Origin of the sequence: Thioalkalicoccus limnaeus (assembly GCF_041197575.1) — a bacterium.
Taxonomy (GTDB): domain Bacteria; phylum Pseudomonadota; class Gammaproteobacteria; order Chromatiales; family Chromatiaceae; genus Thioalkalicoccus; species Thioalkalicoccus limnaeus.
In genome coordinates this window covers 12,771-31,951 of record NZ_JBDKXB010000008.1, presented here as the reverse complement: position 1 = coordinate 31,951, position 19,181 = coordinate 12,771, and the positions used below count along the sequence as shown (strand labels likewise).

16 protein-coding genes are annotated in these 19,181 nt (G+C 63.8%); 8 read left to right on the top strand and 8 right to left on the bottom strand.

The window, feature by feature from the left end; genetic code table 11:
- Nucleotides 1-153 precede the first annotated feature (153 nt).
- The 4 genes from mrcB to tsaB all read left to right on the top strand — a co-directional run bounded on the left by mrcB (nucleotide 154) and on the right by tsaB (nucleotide 5,979).
- Nucleotides 154-2,568 carry a penicillin-binding protein 1B gene (mrcB, locus tag ABC977_RS08340; RefSeq protein ID WP_369666790.1) on the top strand — a complete coding sequence of 805 codons (2,415 nt, stop codon included), beginning with the start codon at nucleotides 154-156 and terminating at the stop codon, nucleotides 2,566-2,568.
- Nucleotides 2,569-2,577: 9 nt separating this feature from the next.
- Nucleotides 2,578-3,219 carry a tetratricopeptide repeat protein gene (locus ABC977_RS08335; protein ID WP_369666789.1) on the top strand — a complete coding sequence of 214 codons (642 nt, stop codon included), beginning with the start codon at nucleotides 2,578-2,580 and terminating at the stop codon, nucleotides 3,217-3,219.
- A gap of 74 nt (nucleotides 3,220-3,293) precedes the next feature.
- A complete protein-coding gene (yoaA, locus tag ABC977_RS08330) occupies nucleotides 3,294-5,213 on the top strand; it encodes a DNA repair helicase YoaA (protein ID WP_369666788.1) in 1,920 nt (639 codons plus the stop codon).
- A 61-nt stretch (nucleotides 5,214-5,274) separates the two neighbouring features.
- Nucleotides 5,275-5,979, top strand: a complete 705-nt coding sequence (gene tsaB / locus ABC977_RS08325; RefSeq protein WP_369666787.1) for a tRNA (adenosine(37)-N6)-threonylcarbamoyltransferase complex dimerization subunit type 1 TsaB — start codon at nucleotides 5,275-5,277, stop codon at nucleotides 5,977-5,979.
- Here the strand turns inward: tsaB and ABC977_RS08320 are convergent.
- From ABC977_RS08320 to mnmA, 3 genes are all read right to left on the bottom strand, one after another.
- Complete coding sequence (locus ABC977_RS08320) at nucleotides 5,976-6,254, bottom strand: hypothetical protein (protein ID WP_369666786.1); 279 nt, start codon at nucleotides 6,252-6,254, stop codon at nucleotides 5,976-5,978. The two genes, tsaB and ABC977_RS08320, sit on opposite strands and share 4 nt — an antisense overlap.
- 122 nt (nucleotides 6,255-6,376) lie before the next feature.
- Entirely contained in the window at nucleotides 6,377-7,006 is a 630-nt protein-coding gene (hflD, locus tag ABC977_RS08315) for a high frequency lysogenization protein HflD (protein ID WP_369666785.1), read from the bottom strand.
- 175 nt (nucleotides 7,007-7,181) lie between these two features.
- Entirely contained in the window at nucleotides 7,182-8,309 is a 1,128-nt protein-coding gene (gene mnmA / locus ABC977_RS08310) for a tRNA 2-thiouridine(34) synthase MnmA (protein ID WP_369666784.1), read from the bottom strand.
- Nucleotides 8,310-8,418: 109 nt separating this feature from the next.
- On the opposite strand from mnmA, the gene icd reads away from it, so the two are divergent.
- On the top strand, nucleotides 8,419-9,675 hold the full coding sequence (gene icd / locus ABC977_RS08305; protein WP_369666783.1) for an NADP-dependent isocitrate dehydrogenase: 1,257 nt from the start codon (nucleotides 8,419-8,421) through the stop codon (nucleotides 9,673-9,675).
- Nucleotides 9,676-9,756: 81 nt separating this feature from the next.
- Here the strand turns inward: icd and ABC977_RS08300 are convergent, their stop codons facing one another.
- Entirely contained in the window at nucleotides 9,757-9,963 is a 207-nt protein-coding gene (locus tag ABC977_RS08300) for a cold-shock protein (protein WP_369666782.1), read from the bottom strand.
- A gap of 465 nt (nucleotides 9,964-10,428) precedes the next feature.
- On the opposite strand from ABC977_RS08300, the gene clpS reads away from it, so the two are divergent.
- Both clpS and clpA read left to right on the top strand, forming a co-directional pair.
- Nucleotides 10,429-10,752 carry an ATP-dependent Clp protease adapter ClpS gene (clpS, locus tag ABC977_RS08295; RefSeq protein WP_369666781.1) on the top strand — a complete coding sequence of 108 codons (324 nt, stop codon included), beginning with the start codon at nucleotides 10,429-10,431 and terminating at the stop codon, nucleotides 10,750-10,752.
- A gap of 71 nt (nucleotides 10,753-10,823) precedes the next feature.
- Nucleotides 10,824-13,085 (top strand): ATP-dependent Clp protease ATP-binding subunit ClpA, encoded by a 2,262-nt coding sequence (clpA, locus tag ABC977_RS08290; RefSeq protein WP_369666780.1) that lies wholly within the window; start codon nucleotides 10,824-10,826, stop codon nucleotides 13,083-13,085.
- Between the two features lie 136 nt (nucleotides 13,086-13,221).
- Here clpA and infA read toward each other — a convergent pair whose 3' ends face one another.
- The gene (gene infA, locus ABC977_RS08285) at nucleotides 13,222-13,440 is read right to left on the bottom strand and encodes a translation initiation factor IF-1 (RefSeq protein WP_200252987.1); all 219 of its coding nucleotides are present in this window, start codon (nucleotides 13,438-13,440) and stop codon (nucleotides 13,222-13,224) included.
- Nucleotides 13,441-13,725: 285 nt separating this feature from the next.
- Between infA and ABC977_RS08280 the strand changes: the two genes are divergently transcribed.
- Nucleotides 13,726-14,118 (top strand): carboxymuconolactone decarboxylase family protein, encoded by a 393-nt coding sequence (locus ABC977_RS08280; protein WP_369666779.1) that lies wholly within the window; start codon nucleotides 13,726-13,728, stop codon nucleotides 14,116-14,118.
- Here the strand turns inward: ABC977_RS08280 and ABC977_RS08275 are convergent.
- From ABC977_RS08275 to ABC977_RS08265, 3 genes are all read right to left on the bottom strand, one after another.
- Nucleotides 14,085-16,319 (bottom strand): ATP-dependent helicase, encoded by a 2,235-nt coding sequence (locus ABC977_RS08275; protein WP_369666778.1) that lies wholly within the window; start codon nucleotides 16,317-16,319, stop codon nucleotides 14,085-14,087. The genes ABC977_RS08280 and ABC977_RS08275 overlap by 34 nt on opposite strands.
- A 78-nt stretch (nucleotides 16,320-16,397) precedes the next feature.
- Nucleotides 16,398-18,236 (bottom strand): Hsp70 family protein, encoded by a 1,839-nt coding sequence (locus ABC977_RS08270; protein WP_369666777.1) that lies wholly within the window; start codon nucleotides 18,234-18,236, stop codon nucleotides 16,398-16,400.
- The gene (locus ABC977_RS08265) at nucleotides 18,233-18,760 is read right to left on the bottom strand and encodes a DUF2760 domain-containing protein (RefSeq protein ID WP_369666776.1); all 528 of its coding nucleotides are present in this window, start codon (nucleotides 18,758-18,760) and stop codon (nucleotides 18,233-18,235) included. Before ABC977_RS08265 ends, ABC977_RS08270 begins: the two co-directional genes overlap by 4 nt.
- Between the last annotated feature and the right edge of the window lie 421 nt (nucleotides 18,761-19,181).

Here is a 19,181-nt window from a genome sequence, read left to right as displayed (position 1 = left end):
CGCGTTCAACGGACCCGCGGTTGTTGTGGTCCAGGCGGGCAGGTGGGACCATAGGCGGGACGAGAATCGATCGGGGTTTTGGAACATCTATGTCTGTTGTGTGTTGTGATTCGGCAAACGCTGGGGTCGATCCCAAGGCCGGGACGGTGAACGATGGCTAAGGCCAGAAAACCGGCAAGCCGTGCCAAGCGGCGGACACGCACCACGGCCAAGCGCAACCGGCGGCGGCCCTTTCGCGTCGGTTCCTTGCTGCTGAGCTGGTTGCTCCTGGTCGTCGTTGGACTCGGAGCCGCGCTGGCCGTCTACGGACTTCACCTGGACAGCCTGGTCCGCGACAAGTTCGAAGGGCAGCGCTGGGCCTTGCCGGCACGCGTCTGGGCGCAGCCGCTCGAGCTCTATGTCGGGCGCCCCTTGACGGCCGAGCAACTCCGGGCTGAACTGGATCGTTTGCATTACCGTCCGGTGGCGGCCCCCGAGCGCCCCGGGACCTATGCGATGCGTGACGACCGCATTCTGGTCCGAACCCGTCCTTTCCGGTTCTGGGATGGCGCGGAGGCAGACCGTTACCTGAGCGTTCGATTTGCCGACGGAAAGATCAGTCGACTGGCCGATGCCGGCGATGGCCGGGATGTCGCCTTGGCGCGTCTCGACGCGGCCCTGATCGCCAGTATCTACCCGACGCACAATGAGGATCGGAACCTGGTCCGGCGGGCGGACTTGCCGGATCTGCTGGTTCAAACGCTGCTCGTGGTCGAGGACCGCGGCTTTTACGAGCATTTTGGGCTCGACCTGCGGGCGATCATCCGCGCCGCCGTGCGAAACGTTCAGGCCGGCGGGGTCGTCGAGGGTGCCAGCACCCTGACCCAGCAACTCGTGAAGAATTTCTACCTGACCCAGGACCGAACCCTCGAGCGCAAGCTCAAAGAGGCCTACATGGCGGTATTGCTCGAACGCCGCTACAGCAAGGACGAGATCCTCGAGGCATACGTCAACGAGATTTTCTTGGGGCAGGATCGCAGCCGTGCGATCCATGGGTTCGGTCTGGCGGCTCGCTTCTATTTCAACAGTTCACTCGACGAACTAGGTATCCCCGAGACGGCCATGCTGGTCGGACTGATCCAGGGGCCGTCCCGATACGATCCGCGCCGCTTCCCCGAGCGGGCGCTGCAACGACGCAACCTCGTGATCGAGTTGATGGCCGAGTACGGGGTGATCAGCCGGGCCGAGGCCGATCAGGCCAAACAGGCCACGCTCGGGCTGCGCGAAGGGGGAGGGCGGCCAACGGGCGATTATCCCGCCTTTCTGCAATTGGTGCGCCGGCAACTGCAACGCGATTATCGCGACGAGGATCTGCGCTCCGAGGGTCTCAACATCTTCACGACGCTGGACCCGGTGATCCAATCGGAGCTCGAGTCCGCGACCCGGGAACGCATGCCGGCGCTCGATCGCGGACGCAGCTTCCCGGTCGGCACGCTCGAGACCGCGGCCGTCGTGACCTCCGTTTTTCAGGCCGAGGTCTTGGCGATGGTGGGAGGTCGCGATCCGTCCTTCGCGGGTTTCAATCGGGCCTTGGACGCGGTGCGTCCGATCGGGTCTTTGGTCAAGCCCGCGATCTATCTCGATGCCCTGTCGCGACCGGAGCGCTACACGCTGGTGTCGACGCTGTCCGATCGGCCGGTGAGCCTGATCGCCGGGGACGGCAAACGGTGGGAACCAAAGAATTTCGACCGCAAGGTCTACGGATCGGTCGAGCTTTATGACGCATTGGCGCGGTCGTTGAACCTGGCCACCGTGAATCTCGGCCTCGACCTGGGTGTGCGCGAGGTCGCGCGGACCCTCGCGAACCTCGGTGTGGCTCGAAGTTTTCCCGTGGTGCCAGCGGTGCTCCTGGGATCCGTTTCGCTGACGCCGCTCGAGGTGGCTCAGGCTTACCATACGCTGGCGAACGGCGGCTTTCGCTCCCCGCTGCGGGCGATTCGCGAGGTCGTTGATGCCGAGGGGCGCCCTTTGAATCGTTATCCGCTCGCGGTCGAGGCGGTGGCCGATCCGCAAGCGGTTTACCTGACGACTTGGGCGATGCGCAAGGTCATCGAGCAGGGGACGGCCCGTTCGCTGTCGCAGCGTCTGCCCGCCGGCTTGACGATGGCAGGCAAGACGGGCACGACCGATGGCCTGCGCGATAGTTGGTTCGCCGGCTTCAGTGGTGACAAGGTCGCCGTAGTCTGGGTTGGCCGGGACGATAACCAACCGGCCGGTTACACCGGTGGCAGCGGTGCCCTCGTGCTGTGGGGCGACGTCATGACGCGGATCGACAACGAGCCCTTGCCGGATTTTGCTCCGGAGGGCATTCAGTTGGTGCAGGTCGTGTGCGGCCGTACGATGATGGTCCCGTTCAAACAGGGTAGCACCAGGATGTCCTGCGGGCGCCACCGACCCCAGGGTGGGCCGGACGATGAAACGGCTGCGGTGGCCGAATCGCCACCGTCAGCAGCCGATGATGGTTCGGCGGCGACGCGATCCTCGCGTCGGGCCGACCGCGGCGATAACTTCTTCCTCCCTGGTTTTTGAGGTTGAATCATGCTCCGTAGCCTGATCGTTTGTGTGATCGTCATTGGGTTGGCGGCCTGTGCGGCCCCGACACGGACCGGCCCGCCAGCGCCGATCGTCAGCGCGCCAACGGGGCCAGCGCCGGGTGCTGCAGTGCCTCCGGCTCCGGCCGCGCCGCCAGCCCAACCCGTTGAGACCTTCGCCTACCATCCGCCGAGCCCGACCGCCGAAGGGCCGGCCCCGGAGGCTCCGACCGTGCCGGACCGGACATCATCGGATCGCGCCGCCACCGAAGGGCCGTCCCTTGCGATGGCCGCGCCCCAAGGGTCCGATTTGGCCGCAGGGACCGGTCTTCCGGCGGCGGCCGATTCGCTCCGGCGCCAAGCAGAGAGTCAGCGCCAGGCCGGTGATTATGCTGGTGCCGCGGCTTCGCTGGAGCGAGCGCTGCGGATCGCCCCGCAGTCGGCCTACTTGTGGAATCGCCTCGCGAGGGTCCGTCTCGAGCAGGGTTTGGTCAGCCAGGCCGGTAATCTGGCGGCGCGTTCGAATACGCTGGCTGGCGACCAACCGCAGTTGCAGCAGGACAATTGGGCGATGATAGGCGTGGCACGGCGGACGGCCGGCGATGCCGAAGGTGCGGCCGAGGCCGAGCGCCGGGCGCGGGGTGGCTGATGCGTGACATCAGGCCAGGATGACCTGCTCCCCGTGCTCGCACGGCCCAGACCATCACCATCGAGTGATCGATCATGGAGGATGAACTCAATGGTTTTTTCGGCTCCGACGGCCTGCTTGGGAGTCGAATCGACGGCTTCGGCCACCGGCCCCAACAGTTGGCGATGGCGACGGCCGTCGCCGAGACCATCGCCGACGGTGGGATCCTGATCTGCGAGGCGGGCACCGGTACCGGAAAGACCTTCGCCTATCTGGTCCCGGCACTGTTGTCCGGTCGCAAGGTATTGATCTCGACTCACACGCGCAACCTGCAAGACCAGCTCTTTCATCAAGACCTGCCGCGTATCCGGTCCTTGCTTCGGCGACCCCTCGCTGTCGCCCTGCTCAAGGGCCGCGCGAACTACCTGTGCCGCTATCGTTTCACCGCGCTGGCACAGGATGCCCTGTTGCTCGATCCTGCGCTCCGGACCCACTGGGACCAGGTCCGTGACTGGGCGGCCGTGACTCGACGTGGCGACATTGCCGAGTTGCCGATTCCAGAGGAGGCCGCGGTATGGCCATTGGTCACCTCGACCCGCGATACCTGTCTCGGCCAGGGCTGTCCACAATGGTCGGACTGTTATCTGGTCGAGGCGCGGCGGCGTGCCCAGCAAGCCGACCTCGTCGTCATCAACCACCACCTGCTGTGCGCAGATCTGTCCCTGCGCGACGAGGGGTTCGGCGAGATCCTCCCTGGTGCCGACTGTTTCATCATCGATGAGGCCCATCAACTGCCCGAGATCGCCAGCGCCTTCTTCGGTTCATCCGTCAGCGCCCGGCAGATCTCGGATCTGGCCCGTGATATCGAGCGGGATTACCGCCGCGGCGCCGGCGATCTGCCCGCGTTGCTCGACGAGATCGCGGCCTTGCGCGAAGCTGTGCAGGCCATGCGCCTGGCCCTCGGCGATTCGGAGCGGCGTGGTCCCTGGTCGGAAATCCACGCGGATGCGTCGGCTGTTGCGACGCTGACAGGGCTTAAGGAGCAACTGGCGTCGCTGTCCGTCCTGCTCGAGGCCCTCGCTGGCCGGGATAAGGCCCTCGACCATGATCGAGCCCGGGTCGCCGAGATCCTGGAGCGGCTGTCAGAGATCACCCTTGGCGGGGACGAAAACATCCGCTGGTTCGAAACCACGACTCGTGGTTGGCGTTTGCACCAAACCCCGATGGAGGTCGCCTCCCTCTTTCAGGCGCAATTCGCACGCCGTCGGATCGCTTGGATATTCACGTCGGCGACCCTCGCGGTCGGTGACGACTTCGGCCATTTTCAGCGCCGCCTGGGTATCCCCGAGGCCCGCACGGCGCGTTGGAACAGCCCTTTCGATTACCCGCGCCAGGCCCTCTGGTACGTACCGGATGGTCTGCCGGATCCGGCTGCACCGTCTTACACGGGGGCGGTCGTCGACCTCGCGGTCCGACTCCTGTCGTTCAGTCGCGGCCGGGCCTTTATCCTATTCACCAGTCACCGGGCCTTGCGCGAAGCCGCCAATGAGCTCGAATCCCGCCTGCCGTTTCCCGTTCTGATGCAAGGTAGTGCGCCGCGCGCCGAATTGGTGGCGCGTTTTCGCGCCTTGGGCAATGCTGTCCTGCTCGGCAGTGCCAGCTTCTGGGAAGGGGTTGATGTCCGCGGCGAGGCCCTGTCCTGCGTGATCATCGACAGGCTCCCGTTCGCCGCCCCCGGAGATCCGGTGCTCGCGGCGCGCATCGAGTCATTGCGCCGCAGGGGTGGCAACCCCTTCCGAGAATTGCAGTTGCCGCAGGCGGTGATCACGCTGAAACAGGGGGCAGGACGGCTGATTCGCGATATCACGGATCGTGGGCTCCTGGTCATCTGTGACCCGCGTCTGGTGACTCGCTCCTACGGCCGCATCTTCGTCGCGAGCCTGCCGCCGATGACCCGTACGCGGGATCTCGACCGGATTCGCGCCTTTTTCGGCGACGCAGCCGACAGGTTGTGAGATCCCGTGAGAGGAAGCCTCATGATCGATCCAAGACCATAGCAGAGAGGGCCTGCTCACGATGAAGCTGTTGGCGTTCGAAACCTCGGGGGAAGCTTGTTCCGTCGCACTCCGCATTGGCAGCGAGACGCGCCAGCGCATCGAGTTGGCCCCGCGACGCCATGGTGAGCTCGTACTCGCGATGGCCGACGGCTTGCTCGCCGAGGCCGGCCTGCGACTGCGAGAACTCGATGCCCTGGCCTTCGGTCGTGGTCCTGGTTCCTTCACCGGTGTACGGATCGCCGCGGCCGTGGTGCAAGGGGCCGCCTTTGGCGCCGAACTTCCGGTCGTTCCCGTCTCCACGTTGGCGGCCTTGGCCCAAGGTGCCTATCGAACCGATCGGGTCCGGTTCAGCCTCGTGGCTCTCGATGCGCGCATGGGGCAAGTCTATTGGGGGCGATACCGCATCGACCCCCAAGGGTTCGCGCGTTTGGAAGGAGACGAGGCCGTAGCGAACCCCGGGGAGGTTTCGCTCCCCGCAACCGGGCGATGGTTCGGGGTCGGTTCCGGATGGTCGGTTCACGGCGCGACCCTCAGCGAACACGCCGCCGCGTGGCTGGAGGCGATCATGCCCAATCGGCCCTGCGAAGCACAGGACGTCGCCGATCTGGCCAGCGCGCTGTTCGCCGAGGGGGCGCAGGTGCGACCCGAGGCCGCCGTGCCCGTCTATCTGCGTGACCAGGTCACCTTCGTTCGGCCGAACTCGGGTGCCTCCGCGGCCATCTAGGATCGGGTTTGGCTCGCTAGCCGGTGCCGCCGCATGCAACCGAGCACGTAGTGCAGCAGGGTCCCGCCAACGGCCACGAAAACAAAGGCACTGACGCCGATCTGTTCGGCCAAACCAAACGCGGATAGCGATAGCGTCAACCAGGTGACGAAGGTCACCACGCTGGTGATGAAGGCTACGACGAAAAGCGGCCACACGGAAAAGGCATAGTCGGAACAGCGTTTCATGACTTCTTCCTCGTCGACGACAACATCTTTGACCGAAAGGACGAACATAAAATCCTTCACGAAGAGGGGCGAGTCATCGGCCGAGCAACACAGAGACCGACACGCGGACCGGGTCGTTGCGTGCCGGGTCGGTATTTGTCACCACGCCTCTTCGATCCAGACGTAACCGGCTAGGTGACCGTGCGGCTGTCTAAGTAAGCGCGCGCAGCCTCGAACAATCGCGCGCGCCCGAACAGGATGCGCCAGCGGTTGCCACCGGCCTGGCGCCACAGCATCGCGCTGCGCACCGCGGCTAGCAGGAAGGCTCGGATGCGGTTTTGATTGTCGGGATTGTTCAAATGCGAAGGCTCTCCCCTGACCAGGATCCGCGGCTCTAGGATGCTGATATTTTTAGAATAGATATCAGCAAGATGGGATAGGATGACGGGGTCGAGCAAGGCATGATGATCGAGTTTGACGGTCGCCTCATCGATCCCGGTACGGATGGCACGCAACAAATCCGGTCGCGCCGCCAAGCGTTGCTCCAGTTTCATCACCAGAATGGCGTAACGGGTCAGCTCGAGGTCGCGCTGCGGTTTGCCTCCCATCTGGTCGATGATCTGACGAACACCGATACCGACAGCGCCGGGCGGTCCGTAGACGCTGGCAACGGTATCGGCATCGACCTGAAAGAGACTGAAAATACAGGGTTCGGCCGCGGACGTATCCAAGGTACCGTGACGAGCTACCCGCATCACGCAATGAATCGCCTGGAAAAGACCAGCCAGCGCAATCAGCCGATCCGAATCAGAGTAAGCCATCCAAACAGTCTCCGCTAGCTGGAGGGGACCGCGCAAGCCCCTTCCGAGGTGTGTTCGCAAAACGCACGTCACGCCCTTCAGCTCGGACGCGCCTGATCGAGGGCGCCTGCACGCCCCACAGGAAGCCGGATGCTGTGGGCCGGCCTCGGCGATGCGAGCCGTTTCCAATCGGCACTCAGCTTCCGGCCCGGTCGACGACGGCCCCGCCGAGACATTCATCGGCACGGTAGAAGACGATGGCCTGTCCCGGCGTGACGGCACGCTGGGGCCGGTCGAAGCGGACCTGACACCGATGCTGATCGTAACCCAGGATCAAGCAATCCTGCAGGGGTTGCCGATGACGCAGGCGGGCCCGGCAAGGGTAGGGGGGGTCACCGGGTGGCGATCCGGCGATCCAGTGCAGATCGGTCGCCGTGACCACGCGGCTGAACAACAAGGGGTGGTCGGTCCCCTGCACGACGATCAGCGCTTGGCGGGCGGGATCCTTGCGCGCGACGAACCAGGGCGCCTCGCGGGATCCGCGGACTCCCCCGATCCCGAGCCCCTGCCGCTGGCCAATCGTGAAAAAGGCGATCCCTCGATGCTCCCCAATGACTGCTCCGTCGGGGGTCTCGATCGGCCCGGGAGTGCGAGGCAGGAAACGCTCGAGAAATTCGCGGAAGCGTCGCTCGCCAACAAAACAGATCCCGGTGCTGTCCTTCTTCGCGGCATTCCGCAACCCGATTCGCTGAGCCATTCGGCGCACTTCTCCCTTGCGCAGACCGGCGAGAGGGAAACGGCTGCGACCCAGTTGACGTCGAGTCAGACGGTGGAGGAAGTAGGTCTGATCCTTGTCCGAATCAACGGCGAGACACAGATGATGCCCATCTCGGCCCGTTCTGCGTCGCGCATAGTGCCCCGTTGCGATACCGGTGGCACCGAGGGTCAGGGCATGGTCGAGAAAGGACTCGAACTTGATCTCGCTGTTGCACAGGACATCCGGGTTCGGGGTCCGCCCGGCACGGTGCTCGGCAAGAAAGCGCTCGAAAACCCGGTCCCAGTATTCCGTCGCGAAGTTGACGGTCCTCAAGGGTATCCCTAGATGCTCGGCGACGGCGCGCGCGTCGGCCAGGTCCTCGGCAGCGGCGCAGTGACCGTCGGTGTCGTCCTCTTCCCAGTTCTTCATGAACAGCCCCTCGACCTGATGGCCCTCGTCGACCAACAGTCGAGCCGCGACGGCCGAATCGACGCCGCCGGAGAGCCCGACGATCAGTCGCTCTGGGCCAACTCGGGGTTCGGTGACAGTTATCTGTGGGTCGGACATGGCGGTTCACGAGCAGGAGAGGCAGCGGCCGGAGCCCTGGGCGGACTGCGCAAGGACGCAGCACGATGTTAGGATAGCGTCTTTACGCAGCATCGGGTACACACGAGATATGGACTACGACAAGATCGAGATCCCCGCGAATGGCGAAAGAATTCGGGTCGCCGCCGACGGTTCGTTGCAGGTTCCAGCCGCGCCGATCGTCCCTTATATCGAGGGTGACGGGATCGGCGTGGACATCACCCCGGTGATGCGTCAGGTCACTGACGCCGCTGTCGCCAAGGCCTACGGCGGCGACCGGCAGATTCGCTGGATGGAGATCTACGCGGGCGAAAAAGCGACGCGTCTGTATGGGGAGGATGTCTGGTTGCCCGAGGAGACGCTGACGGCGGTCAAGGACTTCGTCGTCTCGATCAAGGGTCCCCTGACCACCCCGGTCGGTGGTGGAATCCGGTCCCTGAATGTGACACTTCGCCAGCAGTTGGACCTCTACGTCTGTTTGCGCCCGGTCCGCTATTTTCGTGGGACACCGAGCCCGCTTCGCGAACCCGAACACACCGACATGGTGATCTTCCGCGAGAACTCCGAAGACATCTATGCTGGTATCGAGTGGCCGGCCGGTTCGCCCGAGGTCAAGCGCCTCATCGATTTCCTGCAAGGCGAGATGGGCGTTACCAAGATCCGTTTCCCGCAGACATCGGGCGTCGGCATCAAACCGGTGTCGGAGGAGGGCACCAAGCGGCTCGTGCGCAAGGCGATCCAGTACGCGATCGACAATGATCGGTCATCGGTGACCTTGGTGCATAAGGGCAATATCATGAAGTTCACCGAGGGCGCCTTCAAGCAGTGGGGCTATGATCTCGCGATCGAGGAATTCGGGGCGACGGAGATCGACGGGGGGCCTTGGTGCCGATTCGCGAATCCTCGCACCGGTCGCGAGATCCAGATAAAGGATGTGATCGCCGATGCCTTCCTACAGCAGATCCTGCTGCGGCCGAAGGACTATGACGTGATCGCCACCTTGAACCTCAATGGCGATTACATCTCGGACGCGCTGGCCGCCCAGGTCGGTGGGATCGGTATGGCGCCCGGTGCCAACCTTTCCGACACGGTGGCCATGTTCGAGGCGACGCACGGCACGGCACCGCGTTATGCCGGCCGCGACCAGGTCAATCCCAGTTCGCTGATCCTGTCCGCCGAGATGATGCTGCGCCACCTCGGATGGACCGAGGCGGCGGACCTCGTGATCCGCGGCGTCGAAGGCGCCATCGCCGCAAGGACCGTTACCTACGACTTGGAGCGGCTGATGGAGGGCGCGACGAAACTGAGCTGTTCGGGCTTTGGCAACGCCGTCATCGCCAAGATGTAGCCCAGCCAGGACGGACCCATCCCCGAGCCCTGCTCACGCGAGCAGGGTTTGGGGTCGATGGATCTCGTAGGCCCATCGAGCTCAGTAGAGACGCTGGACCCTGGCCGCGTGCAGGCCCTTAGGTCCTTGCGTCACTTCGAATTCCACCTTCTGTCCTTCGCGCAGCGTTTTATATCCTTCCATGTCGATTGCCGAGAAATGGACGAAGACGTCCTCCTCGCGCCCATCTGGTTTGACGAAGCCGTAACCCTTGGCGTTGTTGAACCACTTGACGATACCCGTGATCATTGGCAGGACTCCTCCACTAGCGACCGCTTGATAGCCGGTATTCTTTATCGGTGTCGGTGGGGTAGGGCGCGGATCGAGCGTACCCTACCGCGCAAGTATAGTAATCTGATTTGGTTGGTCAAACAGCGACTCCTAATGGGGCCGGCGAAAAGGTCGGCGAGACGGGAACCTGCGTGCCGGGGCCGATTGGCGTCGCCGACGGGTCTCGGCGCCCCTTGGGAGGAGCGATGCGTGGCACTACCTGATGAACAGAGTCGACTGCCCGATCGCCGCTCCGATCCTGCGCTCAGGCCTTGCCGGCGGTGCGGGATGACGAAGTCGCAGCCCCTGACGGCACGCCGAAGCGGGATCCTTGTCTCTCGCTGTAACGGCGGGCCATTACGCTCGACCCAGTACCATTGAGGGATTGCAGGGTCCCTCGGCAGACGCTGAATTTTAATCAATCATCGCGACAAACCGGTCACCATGAGCGATCATCTTCCGTATCAAGATCAAGACTCCGGGGTCTCGGTCGAGGAAAGCAAGCCGAAGCTACGTCGGCCTCCGATGTTCAAGGTCTTGTTGTTGAACGATGACTATACGCCGATGGAGTTCGTCGTTCAGGTTCTGGAGACCTTTTTCGCGATGAGTCGGGAGAAAGCGACACAGGTCATGCTGCATGTACACACAAGGGGTGTAGGCGTCTGTGGGGTCTTCACGCGGGAAATCGCCGAGACCAAGGTGATGCAGGTCAATGACTATTCGCGGAGTCATCACCATCCATTGATGTGCACCATGGAAGAGGCCTGAGGAAACACGTCGCCCGAGATCGGACAGTTATCCTCAGGGTGTTCAAGCTTTACCAGCACGGTCACAGCAAAATGCTTAGCAAAGAACTCGAATTCACGCTCAACCAGGCCTACAAACAGGCCCGCGAGAAGCATCACGAGTACATGACGGTCGAACACATGCTGCTGTCGCTGCTGGATAACCCCACGGCAGCACGGGTGTTGCGGGCTTGTGGTGCGGATCCGGAGCGACTCCGGCGCGAGATCGTCCAGTTCATCGACGAGACGACGCCGTTGATTCCCACCGGAGATAAACGCGAGACTCAGCCGACACTGGGCTTCCAGCGCGTCTTGCAGCGCGCCGTGTTCCACGTGCAGTCGGCCGGCAAGAAGGAAGTCACTGGGGCCAATGTCCTGGTGGCCCTGTTCAGCGAGCAGGATTCGCAGGCCGTGTATCTTCTCAATCAGCAAGACATCACACGGCTCGATGTCGTGAACTTCATCTCGCACGGGATCTCGAAGGTGCCGGGCGAGAACCGTGACGAGGAGATGCACGGGGAAGGGGAGGAGCCCCGTGGCGGTGATGAACGGGAAGCAGCCAGTCCTCTCGACAGTTTCGCGACGAATCTCAACGAGATGGCTAAGCAAGGGCGCATCGACCCGCTGATCGGACGCGAACTCGAAGTCGAACGGACGATGCAGATCTTGTGTCGGCGCCGCAAGAACAACCCGTTGCTGGTCGGCGAGGCCGGGGTCGGCAAGACGGCGATTGCCGAAGGCTTGGCCAAGAGGATCGTCGACAAGGCGGTGCCCGAGGTCCTGATGAACGCGGTGATCTACGCGCTCGATCTCGGTGGATTGGTGGCCGGTACCAAATACCGTGGTGATTTCGAGAAGCGTCTGAAGGCCGTCATCGCACAGCTGAAGCGGCAACCGAATTCGGTGCTGTTCATCGACGAGATACACACGATCATCGGTGCCGGTGCGGCCTCCGGCGGTGTCATGGATGCGTCGAATCTGATCAAGCCGGTTCTCGCCTCTGGCGAATTGCGCTGCATCGGGTCGACGACCTATCAGGAATACCGTGGGATCTTCGAGAAGGACCGTGCCTTGGCTCGGCGCTTTCAGAAGATCGATATCCAAGAGCCTTCGGTCGAGGATACGGTCGCGATCCTCAGGGGCCTGAGGTCGCGGTTCGAGGACCATCACCAGGTCACCTACACCCAGTCGGCACTGCGCGCCGCCGCCGAACTCTCGGCCAAATACATCAACGACCGTCATCTGCCAGACAAGGCCATCGACGTCATCGATGAGGCGGGGGCCAATGTGCAGTTGCGGCCACCGGCGAAGCGCAAGAAACGCATCGATGTCGCCGATATCGAGGCGATCGTCGCCAAGATCGCGCGGATCCCCCCACGCAAGGTCACGATGTCCGACACCGAGGCCCTACGCAACCTCGATCGCGACTTGAAGATGGTGGTCTTCGGACAGGATGGCGCCATCGATGCGTTGACCGCGGCGATCCGCATGAGCCGGTCCGGCCTCGGCCACGAAGAAAAGCCGATCGGCTCGTTCCTCTTCACCGGTCCCACCGGCGTCGGGAAGACCGAGGTCACCCGGCAACTGGCCCGGATCCTGAGCATGGAGCTGATCCGTTTCGACATGTCCGAGTACATGGAGCGCCACACGGTGTCGCGCCTGATCGGGGCTCCGCCAGGCTACGTCGGATTCGACCAGGGTGGTCTGCTGACCGAGGAGGTGACCAAGCATCCGCATGCGGTGCTCTTGCTCGACGAGATCGAGAAGGCCCATCCGGATGTGTTCAACCTGCTGTTGCAGGTCATGGACCACGGCACCTTGACCGACAATAACGGTCGCAAGGCGGATTTCCGTAACGTCGTGCTCGTTATGACCACCAATGCCGGCGCCGAGGAAACGAGTCGGCGTTCGATCGGTTTCACGGAGCAGGATCACTCGACGGATGGACTCGAGGCTCTGAAACGCTACTTCTCGCCGGAGTTCCGTAACCGTCTCGATGCCGTCGTCCAGTTCCATTCCCTGACTCCGGAAATCATCGCCAGTGTCGTTGACAAGTTCGTATTCGAACTGGAGCAGCAGTTGGCGGAAAAACGCGTCGCACTGACGCTCGATGCCGAGGCGCGCGTCTGGCTCGCCGAGAAGGGTTACGACCGGCAGATGGGGGCTCGACCGATGGCTCGGGTCATCCAACAGCATATCAAGAAGCCGCTGGCCAATGAACTGCTGTTCGGCGGCTTGGCGCACGGCGGGTCGGTCCACGTCTACGTCAAAGACGACGACCTAGCCATGGAGATTGGCGAGAAGGCGCTGAACTAGCCCTGGTGGCGGTGTCTGGCGCTATCCTGTCGGCCGGATAGACGACACTAGTGCGGCACGAGCGCCATGACCATCTCGTCCGGTTCCCTGATTCGTCACGGGGCCACGGAGGGATCTGAGCCCCGAACGGATGACCTCAGCGAGCACGATAGACGATGCGGCCCTTCGTCAGGTCATAAGGCGTCAGCTCGACGGTCACCTTATCGCCGGTCAGGATTCGAATATAGTGTTTTCGCATCTTGCCGGAGATGTGGGCCGTCACGACATGGCCGTTTTCCAACTCCACGCGAAACACCGTGTTGGGCAGCGTCTCGAGGACCGTGCCTTCCATCTGAATCACATCTTCTTTCGACATCTTAGAATCGCGTTGTTTTTTGATGGGGATCGTCCCTAAAGCCGCCGAATGTTATCACAGGGTTGTCGTTCGTCGCAGCCGAATATCCAGGCATGGCCAGACAAGGCGCCTCCGGACCACGGCCCTCGACTTTACATAATATACATTATGCGCAATTAGCGGCGCCGGCTCAGGGACCAGCAACCGCTGCGCTATATCGAGCATTGAGGATTTGCCGTGTGGCGCAACAGAATCTGTGTAAGCATATCAACAAATAATCATTCACTTTTTTAGGTAGTCGACACCATGACCGACGACACTCGAAAGCCCAAGGGTTCCGATAGCGCGCAGAAGATCCTCGAACACGCTCACCGCGGACTCGAGTTGATGGCGGAATATCAGCCCGCGACCATGGGTGCCACCCAGGCCTTCATGCGCCAAGCGATGAAGCCCGGTGTCCTGACCAAGAAGCAAAAGGAACTGATGGCCCTCGGCATGGCCATCGTGTTGCGTTGCCATTACTGCATCATCCTGCATGTTCGGGCATGCAAGGCCGTCGGCGTGACGCTCGAGGAAGTCATGGAAACCTGTGCCGTCGCGATCATGATGGGCGGCGGCCCGGCCCTGACCTACACCGCCGAGGTGGAACGTGCGGCAAACCTCGTCTATCTCGATGAGGAAGGTGAACCGATCCGCTGACGGCGACCCTGGGCGTCGCTTTGATCGCCGAGCGGCGCGACCTCGCTCAACCCCACCTCGGCGAGGTAGCGCGCGATCAAGGGGGTCTTGATCGCTGGCGGCCAGGGACGGGCCGGATCGGCGCCGGAGAGCCGCGCGGTGATCGCACGGCCGACGGTAACCGCGTCGCGCAACCGCGCCTCGAAGACAAAGGTACTCGCCGCATTCGGTACCGCGCCTGTGCGCCCGCACGGCCGACCGTCTTGCCAGACCGCGTCGAACGCGACATCCGGCGGGACGACCAGGCGCAACTCCTCGCGCGCACGGGTCAAGGCCACATAGGCCAACCGCCGTTCCTCCTCGTCATCGGCATAGGCGCTCGGAAAGAGCCCGTCCTCGAGCCCGGCGACGATCACCAACGGCCATTCGAGACCCTTGGCCTGGTGGATCGTGGACAGCAGCACGGCATCGGCCTGCGGGTCCTGCTCGGCCCGCGTCGTGCGCAATCGGTCGAGCCACTCGACGAACCCGCTGACCGTCCTCTTCGTGCGGACCGCCCAGTCGAGCAAGATCGTGAACGCGATCACCTTTTCGGCGGCGGCCTCGGCCGCCGATGATCGCGCGAAGGTCGCGAGCAGATCGGTCGTTCGCGCATATCGGCGCAGGAAATCGGCGGCTGACCGATGTCTGGAACCAGGTTCGATGGCGAAGCGCCAGGCGGCGGCCCGGCCGCGCAGCCGAAGCGCCTGATGGGGTCTGTCGACCGATGCGGCGAAGTCCTCGAGCCGGCGCGGAGCCGCCGCCGGCTCGGCGACGATCGCTTGAACCAGTCGCTCGAGATCGATGGCGGACAGCCACAAGGTCGGCGTCGAAAGCATCGCGCGCACCAGATCATCCGGCCGTGCCTCGTCGCTGAAGCGGCCCGCGGCCAGGCGCAGATAACCGAGCAGCCCGGCGACCTCCGGCACCGCGAACAGATCGACCTTTGGCTTCGAATAAGGGATCCCGCGCTGCAGCAAGGCCATCTCGAGACTGATGGTCTGCGCCCACAGCCGGGCCAGCACGACGCACTCGCCGAGCCGGCGACCGCGGCGCCGCCAGTCTTCGATCGTCGCGACGATCGCCGATTGATCGCCGGACGAGGTCGCGCGGATCACGTCGAGACGGGTGTTCGGTGTCGTCGGGGCCGACACACAGAGCGTATCGAGCCGCTTCTGGTTGTGCGCGATCAACTGACCCGCGGCGAGCGACACACTGTGACCGAAGCGAAAGGTTCGTGACAGCCGGTAGCGTTTCGTGCCCGGAAAGTGGCGATCGAACTCATCGCCCATCAACTCCGGACGCGAGCCACGCCAAGCATAGATGCACTGGGAGTCGTCCCCGACCGCGTTCAGCGTTGCGCGTTGACCGATCAGCTGTTTCAGAAGCTCGACCTGGATTCGACTGACATCCTGGAATTCGTCGACCAGGACGCAATCGAGCTTGTTGGTGACCAGGCTCAGCGCGCCCGGCTCAGCTCGCATCACGGAGACGGGTTCGGTCAGGAGGTCGGCGAAGAAGCGCCGCCCGGCCCGTTCTCGGGCCTGCTCGAAGCGCTGAAAGGCCGGCACGAAGAAATCCAGGTGATCGGGCAGCCCGTGGCGAGTGAAGACATCGTCGGTCGACAAGACATCCGACTTGACCAGACCGATGAAATCCACGAATGCGTCGAGCTCATCCTGGCTCGGGTAATCGGAGCGATCTTGCTCGCGCAAGGCTGCGACGACAGCGTCGCGGGCGAGGCGTTTTTCGACACCTTCGCGTTCGTCCAAGCGCCGGCGCGGCAACAAACCCTGCTCCTCGAACAGTCTGGTCAATCGCAGGCCCAGACTGTGAAAGGTCGAGACCCTCGGGGCACGAGCCGAGGCGGGCAAGGCCTTGCCTAGGCGTGTCTCGAACTCGCGGGCCGCCGCGCGATTGAACGCGAGTATCCGGATGCGCTGTGGGGGAACCCCCTTTCGCAACAGGAACAGGACCCGCCCGATCAACATCTGCGTTTTACCGGAGCCGGCCACCGCAAGGGTCAGGCTATGCCCACCCGCGTGCTCGATCGAACGGCGTTGCTCGTCGGTGTAATCGAACCCGTCTCTTTCTCTCCGCGCCTCGAAGGACGCCCCGGAAGGCCATCCTTCGAGGTCGTCTGAAGACCCTTGGGTCTCGGCGGATAACGGTCCCTCTCCCAAGGTTCCCTCCCCTATCGGCTCGGCCGGCATCCAGCGGCGGCTTGCCGGCCGCCGCTCGGGCGCACGTCGGCGGCTGCGTCAGTCGGCACCGCGCGTGTTGAACTCGACCTTCCACCGCTCTGAGCCTTGCCGCGACAGGGCCACAAGCTCGAGCGTACCGACCTCGGTCACGGCCGCCTGCAGGTTGACGGCCACGATGTCCCCGCGACGACGCGAACCGGTCGGCAAGGTGGTTTGGATTTCCTCGAGTTCCTCGATCTCGTGCGCTGGCCAGTCCTCGATCAACAGGCCAACCTGATCGTCGCGGCGGACCGATGACCCGAAGAACCGAAAGCGCACCGGTTCGCCGACGATCAGCCCGAACTCCTGCGGCGCGACCACCGGCTCCGAGCCCTCCTCCAGCCCGAACGGGACCAGACACAGCAGTTGCAACGGCGGTTCCAGACCCGGCACGGCCGGTCCCGCACTCTCGATGCCGACATAGTAGGACCGTGCGGTGCCGCCGCGGATGCGTACACCACCGCGGCGCCGCACATGGGCATAAAAGGCCGCGCCTTGCGCGACCGAAAGGTCGAGATCTTGGGTCTCGAGCTGGCGGGCCGGCGGGGCGCCGTCGGCCATCAGCCAACCATTGATGACCGCGATGACCCGCTCGCGAAGGACCGGTGATTTGAACACGCCACCGTTGAACAGCACAGCGGTTGGATGCAGGAAGTCCGCGTCGGCGGCGGGTTCGACGAAATCGGCCAGATCGGCCGTGGCGCCGGACTGGCGACTCAAGAAGGCCGCCAGATGGCGGGTGATCCCGGGGTCGTGCGCAAAGGGCAGGCCGAGTTTCGTCAAGGCCGTTCGAACACGATCCGCGGGGCGTGCCGTGATGGGGACCTCGGGGAAGAAGCCGGTCATCAGCACCGTCATGACCTCGTCGCGGGTCAACTCGGTGCGGATACTGCCGCCAACGAGCTGGGTGCCGCGGCTTGGCACGACAACCGGCACCCGACTGAGCTCGACCTCGCCGAGCAGGCGTTCTTTCGCCTGCCGGCAGCCGTGCGTCAGGGCCAGCAGCTGCCAGCGATCGAGCTCGACACCGACCGCATCGAGCTTGCCCTTGACCAGATGGGCCAGGGCCAGGTCCATGTTGTCGCCGCCGAGCAGGATGTGGTCTCCGACGGCGATGCGCGTCAGCTCCAGTACCCCGTCGCGCTCCGTCACCGCGATCAGAGACATGTCGGTGGTGCCGCCGCCGACGTCGACGACCAGGATGACGTCGCCGAGTCGCACCTGATTGCGCCAGTCACCGCGACTCGCGTTGACCCAGGCATAGAGCGCGGCCTGCGGCTCCTCGAGCAGGACCAGATCCGTGATGCCGACGCGCCGGGCGGCCTCGGCCGTCAGTTCGCGGGCGGCCGGATCGAACGAGGCCGGGACCGTGACCGTCACCTCCTGCTCGGTCAACGGGTCGCTTGGATACAATCGATTCCAGGCGTCGCGCAGATGGCCGAGAAAGAAGGCGCTGGCCTCCAGCGGCGAGACCTGCGGGATGCCGTTCGGTGCCCCGGCCGGCAGGATCGGCGCACGTCGATCGACATCCGGATGACACAGCCAGCTCTTGGCGCTGAACACGAGCCGCAGTGGCGTACTGGCACCGAGGTTGCGCGCGAGTTCGCCGGCGAAACGATCGGTCTGTTTGGCCCACGGCAAGTCCAGGTCGGTCGGATCGAATTCGTCCGGGTGCGGCAGGTACAGAAACGACGGCAACAGCGGGCGATGTTCGACGGTTCCTGGGGCGGTCAGTTGCGGTATCGGAAGCAGCCCCTGGAGGATCTCCTCGCCCTCGCTGTGTTCGTTGTCGACGAAGGACAGGGCGCAATGCGTGGTTCCAAGATCGATGCCGATGGCAAAACGTTTGCTGCTCATAGCTCCACTTCCGCGGCGGCGATGATCGATTGGTCGTGGCCAGTGCCCACCTGTGGAAGACGGACCTCGGTGGCCCGCCAGCCACGATGAACCAACCGGCCGCTGAAAGGGGGCTCGCCGACCAGGTGACCGGTCGGGCGCGTCGCCGCCGGATCGAAACCGGGTGGCAGCGTGATCTGCGCGCCCTCGGGTTCGTCGCGTACCGGGGCGATGCGGAAGTAGTCAGCCAACACGCGGCCGCAGCCCTGGTGAACCACGCGCGCGGCGGCGCCAACCTCCTCGTCCGAGAAGCGGGTCAAATCCTGTTTGGCGAAATCGACAAGTCGTCCTTCTTTCTGCAGCAAGCTCAATAACAGCAGCGCGGCGTCCGGGGGGGTATCGGCCAAGGCGGTCGATCGACCGAGCAAGGCCTGGCGTTCGATCTTGATCCAGGCCGCTGCCTGCTCGCGATCCTGGACGATCCGCAAAAAGGCCCTGGCGGCCAAAAGGAGTCTCTTCAACAGCGGGAGTGATTGGTCGGACATCGAGGTTCCCCCGGTAAGCGGTGCAACGGGTCGCGGCGAACGGGTCGCGGCGGATGGATGTCGGCGCAAACACGGAAAGCGACAACCATCGGGTGGACTTTTGCGGTAACATCCCCGGCGATCCACGCCACCCCGAACCATCAAAGCCGCTGGGCGAGCTTGCGCGCTGGCATTCTAACGTGTGCATGCCGGTTTGGCCCATCCGGTGCCCCCTACCCTTGATCATTCGGGGGAAAGCTCATATTTTGCCTCGCTGCGCCGTGGCATAATACCGTGCGCACACAAACTGCTGGAAGCATCGAACGACAAACGATAACAGAGGGGACCATCCCCTGGACCCGACTGCGCAAGATTCGAGCATGCCGACTATCCGCCACAGCCTAGACCCGGCCCGACAGCGAGCACCCACCTGGTCGACCGT